The sequence below is a fragment of the Microbacterium sp. ISL-103 genome, assembly GCF_018613995.1.
Taxonomy (GTDB): domain Bacteria; phylum Actinomycetota; class Actinomycetes; order Actinomycetales; family Microbacteriaceae; genus Microbacterium.
On sequence record NZ_JAGGPD010000144.1, the window covers coordinates 1 to 5926 of the forward strand.

The 5926-nt window shown below is 68.2% G+C and carries 5 protein-coding genes; 2 read left to right on the plus strand and 3 right to left on the minus strand.

Annotation, left to right across the window (positions count from 1 at the left end; all coding sequences use genetic code 11):
* Together J7E68_RS06115 and J7E68_RS06120 are read right to left on the minus strand one after the other, a co-directional pair.
* Positions 1-765: ABC transporter ATP-binding protein (locus J7E68_RS06115; RefSeq protein ID WP_215170826.1), on the minus strand; the 765-nt coding region annotated here is incomplete at its 3' end.
* 73 nt (positions 766-838) lie between these two features.
* Positions 839-2506 carry an ABC transporter substrate-binding protein gene (locus tag J7E68_RS06120; RefSeq protein ID WP_215170828.1) on the minus strand — a complete coding sequence of 556 codons (1668 nt, stop codon included), beginning with the start codon at positions 2504-2506 and terminating at the stop codon, positions 839-841.
* A gap of 167 nt (positions 2507-2673) precedes the next feature.
* Between J7E68_RS06120 and J7E68_RS06125 the strand changes: the two genes are divergently transcribed.
* Entirely contained in the window at positions 2674-3321 is a 648-nt protein-coding gene (locus tag J7E68_RS06125; RefSeq protein ID WP_215170830.1) for a TetR/AcrR family transcriptional regulator, read from the plus strand.
* 10 nt (positions 3322-3331) lie between these two features.
* Positions 3332-4546, plus strand: coding sequence for an amidohydrolase (locus J7E68_RS06130; protein WP_215170832.1), 1215 nt, complete (start codon positions 3332-3334; stop codon positions 4544-4546).
* A 140-nt stretch (positions 4547-4686) separates the two neighbouring features.
* On the opposite strand, the gene moaA is transcribed toward J7E68_RS06130, so the two are convergent.
* The gene (moaA, locus tag J7E68_RS06135) at positions 4687-5772 is read right to left on the minus strand and encodes a GTP 3',8-cyclase MoaA (protein WP_215170834.1); all 1086 of its coding nucleotides are present in this window, start codon (positions 5770-5772) and stop codon (positions 4687-4689) included.
* Positions 5773-5926: the final 154 nt, after the last annotated feature.

Below are 5926 nucleotides of genomic sequence, written 5' to 3' on the forward strand. Positions count from 1 at the left end.
CGTGTACTCGTGCTGCGGGTTCGTCCAGATCTGCTCGGCCGAGGCGAGTTCGATGATCTCGCCCTCGCGCATGATCGCGATGCGAGCGCTGAGCTCGAGCAGCAGCGGAAGGTCGGGCGTGATGAAGATCACCGAGAAGCCGAACTCGTGCCGCAGCTGCGAGATCTGCTTGAGGATCTCGCGCTGCACGAGCACGTCGAGCGCGGTGGTGGGCTCGTCCATCACCATCAGCTGCGGGCGCAGAGCCAGGGCCATCGCGATCATGACGCGCTGACGCATGCCGCCCGAGAGCTCGTGCGGGAACGAGCGGGTGCGCTGACGCCCGACCTTGACGATCTCGAGCAGCTCCTCGACCTCGGCCCGGCGCTGCCTGCGGCTCATGTCGGGGCGGTGGATCTCGAAGACGTCCTCGAGCTGGGATCCGACCGTGGCCACCGGGTTGGGCGCGTTCATGGCGCCCTGGAACACCATCGACACCTTGTCCCAGCGGAACTTCTGCATCGCATCGACGTCGAGCGAGTTGATGTCGATGTCGACGCCGGACGCATCGTGGAACGTCACGCTGCCGCCCGCGATCACCGCGGGGGCACGCAGCAGGCGCTGCACTCCGTAGGCGAGCGTGGTCTTGCCGCATCCGCTCTCTCCTGCGAGGCCGAGGATCTCGCCTCGCTGCAGTTCGAGCGTCACGTTCTTCACCGCCTCGACGGGCGGATCGACGTCGTACACGACCGAGAAGTCGCGCACGCTGAGCAGGGGTTCTGACATGAGGGGTCCTTCGTCGGTCGGGAGGTCGGTGGGAGGGGCGGATGCGCGCAGCATCCGCCCCGCCGTGGACTGCTTACTCGGCCGGCTTCAGCTTCGTGAGGATCATCACGATGTTCTGCTGAGTCGGGTCACCCGACGCGTAGGGGTCTTCCTCCGACGGCCATCCGACGTAGTTGCGGGTGTTGTACTGACCCAGCAGCGGGTGCGCACCCAGCGGGATCGCAGGCACCTGATCGACGAAGATCTCCTGGAGGGTCGTGATCGCCTCGGTGCGCTCCTCGTCCGACGACGCGTTGGCGTAGGTGTTCAGCGCCTCGGTGGCCGCGGGGTCTTCGAAGCGTCCGAAGTTGAATCCTGCGATGCCCTCGGGCGAGATCCACCGCGGGTCCATGGTCGAGGTGTAGAGACCGTAGGCCGTGCCGCTGTCTTCGAGCCAGTGGATGATGGCCGAGAACGAGCCGTCGTCGCGCGGGCCGGCCCAGCCGCCCCAGTCGGGCATGTCGATCTTGACCTCGGCGCCGATCGACTCGGTGATGTCCTCGGCGATGAGCTCCTGCGCGGTGTTCCAGTCGCTCCAGCCCGAAGGCACCGAGAGGGTGAACGAGACGGGCGTGCCGTCGGGGTCGACGAGCGCGTCGCCGTCCCACGTGTAGCCGGCGTCTTCGAGGATGCCTCGCGCCTTCTCGGCGTCGACCGAGTAGTCCTCGCCCTCGAACTCGGGCTGGATCTCGTCTTCGAGGATCGACGACAGTCCGGTCACCGACCACACCGGCTCGCTCGCACCCTCGCGGGCGATGTCGACGTAGGCGTCGCGGTCGATGACCCACGCGAGCGCCTCGCGGAACGCCACGTCGTCGAACGGCTTCTGCTGCAGGTTCATGAACAGGGTCGCCGAACCCGTGGTCGGAGCCACGAAGTACTTGTTGTGCTCGGGGTCGGCGTCGAGGAACTGCTCCTGGATCTGCGGGATGAACGCCTGCGCCCAGTCGGCCTCGCCCTGGGCGAGCGCCGTGGTCAGCGCGGTGTTGTCGCCGTACGAGACGTAGTGCAGCTCGGGCACAGCCAGGTCGCCGCCCCAGTAGTCGTCGCGGGCTTCGAGCGTGACCGATTCGGTCGACCAGTTCGAGAGCGCGTAGGGGCCGGTGCCGACGAGGTCGTCGCCCTTGACGGGGTCGGTCGCCGGCTCGTCGAGGTTCTCCCAGATGTGCTTCGGCACGATCGGCACGTGCAGCACGCGGGCCTGGTTCACGTACTTCGACTCGCCGAAGGTGAGGGTGACGGCGTCGCCCTCGACGGTCGCTCCCTCGAACTTGAGACCGGCGGTGTCGAGCGCGGGGGTCGAGACGAGCTCGTAGGTGAAGACGATGTCGTCGGCGGTGAAGGGCTCGCCGTCGCTCCAGGTGACGTCCTTGCGGGGCACGACGGTGACCGCGGTGTAGTCGTCGTTCCACTCGATGCTCTCGGCGAGCCAGGGGGTGACCTCGCGGTCACCGGTCTGATTGACGAGACCGAGGGTCTCGAAGATGACCTTGCCGTAGCCGTACTTCGATGCGGACGAGTCGCCGACGTACGGGTTGTTCGACTCGGTGGTGATCGCGCCGTCGGGCTTGGCGATCGTCAGAGCCGCACCACCGGCTGCGCCGTCAGTGTCGTTCGATCCGCCCGCGGCGCAGCCTGCGAGGGCCGAGACACTGAGGGCGGAGATCGCCGCGACGGCGATGAGGGACTTTCTGAGCTTCATTGCTTCTCCTTGGGCACGGGTCGTTGTGCTGTGTGGCTGCCGGATGCTCGAGCATCCGGCGAACTTTGCTTACTGGCGAGAAAGTAAGCTGGTGCGAGGTTACTCGTTGGTAAGTAGAGTTGGCAAGTACGATCCAGTCCAGGATTCGGTGCAGAAGAGGATGGACCATGTCGAAGGATGCTGTCGCCCACACGTCCGTCCGTCCTGCCACCCGTGAGAAGCGTGAGCAGATCCTCAAAGCCGCCGTCGAGATCTTCGGGAACAAGGGCTCGACGAACGGCACCCTGGCCGATGTCGCCGAGCAGGTGGGCATCACCCACGCCGGCGTGCTGCACCACTTCGGCTCGAAGCAGAAGCTGCTGCTCGAGGTCCTCGCCTACCGCGACCAGGCCGACGTCGCCGAGCTCGCCGAGAAGCACATCCCCGGAGGCCCCGAGCTCTTCCTGCACCTGGTGCGCACCGCGATCGCGAACGAACGCCGCCCGGGCATCGTGCAGGCCTACACCGTGCTGTCGTCCGAATCCGTGACCGACAACCATCCCGGCCGGGAGTACTTCGAAGAGCGCTACACGACGCTGCGTCGCGAGGTCACCGAGGCGTTCCACTCGCTGTGCGCGCAAGAGGGAGTGACCGAGCCTGCGACGATCACGATCGCTGCAGCGAGCATCCTCGCCGTGATGGACGGACTGCAGCTGCAGTGGCTGCTGCACCGCGACGTGTTCGACCTGGGCGAGGCGAGCGAGTTCGCGATCCGCTCGATCGTCAACGGCGTGCTCCACCCCGGCCCCGCACTGGAGTCGTACACCCGCGACTAGGCTCGGGGCCATGACGATCGACCTCGAAGCGCTGTACACCGACCTGCACCAGCACCCGGAGCTCTCGTTCCAGGAGGCCCGCACCGCCGGCATCGCCGCGGGCCATCTGCGCGACCTCGGTCTCGAGGTGCACGAGGGCGTCGGCGTCACCGGCGTCGTCGGCGTCCTGCGCAACGGCGAGGGTCCCGTCGTCTGGGCGCGTGCCGACATGGATGCCCTGCCCGTGGGCGAGGAGACCGGCCTCGCGTACGCGAGCACCGCGACGGGCATCGACCCCGCCGGCAACACGGTGCCCGTCATGCACGCCTGCGGTCACGACATGCACGTGACCGCGATGATCGGCGCGGTCGAGAAGCTCGTCGCAGAGAAGGCCGACTGGTCAGGCACCGTCGTGGTGCTGATCCAGCCGGCTGAGGAGTACGGCGCAGGATCCCGCGCCATGCTCGACGCCGGGCTGCGCGACCTCGTGCCCCACCCCGACGTCGTGCTCGGCCAGCACGTCACTCCGCTTCCCGCCGGCACGATCGGCGTGCGCCCCGGCACGCAGATGGCGGCATCCGACGGCCTCACCGTCGTGCTGCACGGACGCGGCGGCCACGGCTCGCGCCCGCACTCGACGATCGACCCGGTGGTCATGGCCGCGGCGACCGTGATGCGCCTGCAGACCATCACCTCACGCGAGGTCGACCCGCGCGATGTCGCCGTCGTGACGGTCGGATCGATCCATGCGGGCCTGAAGAACAACATCATTCCTGCGGAGGCGAAGCTCGAGCTCAGCCTGCGGTACCCGAACGACGAGATGCGCGACAAGGTGCTCGCGAGCGTCGAGCGCATCGTGCGCGCCGAGGCCGCGGCATCGGGAGCGGAACGCGAGCCCGAGATCCGCACCGATCACACCCTGCCGCCCACGATCAACGACGCGGAGGCCACGGCGCGGGTCACATCCGCCCTGCAGCGCGCACTCGGCGAGGCGTCGGTCATCGATCCCGGCATGTTCACCGGCAGTGAAGACGTGTCGTGGTTCGCCCGCGACACCGGGGCGCCGCTCGTGTTCTGGTTCTGGGGCGGGGTCGATGCCGCGAAGTTCGCGGCGTCCTCGGCCGCCGGGACGCTCGACAAGGACATCCCCACCAACCACTCGCCGTACTTCGCGCCCGAGATCCACCCCACGATCGAGGTGGGCGTCACCGCACTGTCGGCCGCCGCGCGCGAGTTCCTCGGCTGAGCCTCAGCCGCCGCCCGTTCACAATTCAGCACGAACAATCGGAACCGGACCGGAATCGCGCCCTGAGCCCGCGGAACGCACGTTCTCTGCTGAGTTGTGAACGCGGTCGCTCGGAGTTGTGGAGCCGAAGGGGTGGTGGCTCAGCCGCCGATGGCGTTCATGCCGCGGGCGGGCTGCAGGAACGACGGGTCGTTGATGGCGTGGCCCGGCAGCTTGCCATGCACGCACGAGCGCAGCATGGCGCCGATACCGTCGGCACGGTGACCCGCGTCGGATGCCTCGTCGCCGCGCAGCACGCCGATCAGGTCGTACTCGGCGTTGGAGAAGAGGCAGTTGCGCAGCTGTCCGTCGGCCGTCAGGCGCAGGCGGTCGCAGGCTCCGCAGAACGGCGCGGTGACCGAGGCGATCACACCGACCTCGTGCGGGCCGCCGTCGATCCGCCACTTCTCGGCCGGCGCTCCCCCGCGACCGGGAACGGGGTCGAGGTCCCACCGCGCGCTCAGCTTCTCGAGGATCTCCTCGCGCGTCACCATCGACGCGCGATCCCACGTGTGCCCGGCGTCGAGCGGCATCTGCTCGATGAAACGCAGCTGCGCACCGACCTCCATCGCGAAGGCGACCAGGTCGGGCAGCTCGTCGTCGTTCACGCCGCGCATGGCGACGGTGTTGAGCTTGAGAGGGCGGAGTTCGGATGCCGCAGCCGCCGCTATGCCCTCGAACACGTCGTCGATGCGGTCGCGGCGGGTGAGGTCGGCGAAGCGCTGACGGTCGACCGTGTCGATGCTGATGTTCAGCCGAGTGAGTCCGGCGTCGATCAGGTCGGGCAGGTGCTTCGCGAGGGTGATGCCATTGGTCGTCATCGCCACCTCGACGGGCCCGTGATCGCCCTCGATCCGAGAGACGCGGCGCACGACGTCGACGATGTCGGCACGCAGCAGCGGCTCGCCGCCGGTGAGTCGGAACGTGCGGATGCCGAGCGAGGCCGCGACTTCGGCGACCTCGACGATCTCGTCGGTCGACAGGATGCTGGTGCGCGCAAGCCATTCGTTGCCCTGCTCGGGCATGCAGTAGGTGCAGCGCAGCGAGCAGCGGTCGGTCAGCGAGATGCGCAGATCGCGGTGCACGCGGCCGTGCGTGTCGACGAGTCCCTGCGATGCGGGCGCCGCGTCGGCGGCGATCACCGGATTCGGCGAGCGCACTCCGATCACGACCGGCACGGCCATCATCGCTCTCTCACGCTCCCCGACATGTTCCGAGACTATCCCGGGTGTCCGGCACCGAGGCCCGCGTGGCGCTACGACCGGCATATTGCCAGGTCGCGGGGTGGGCGACAGCATCCGTCCAGCCATCCGGCCCCCCCTCAGCCCTCCGGTCCGAGGC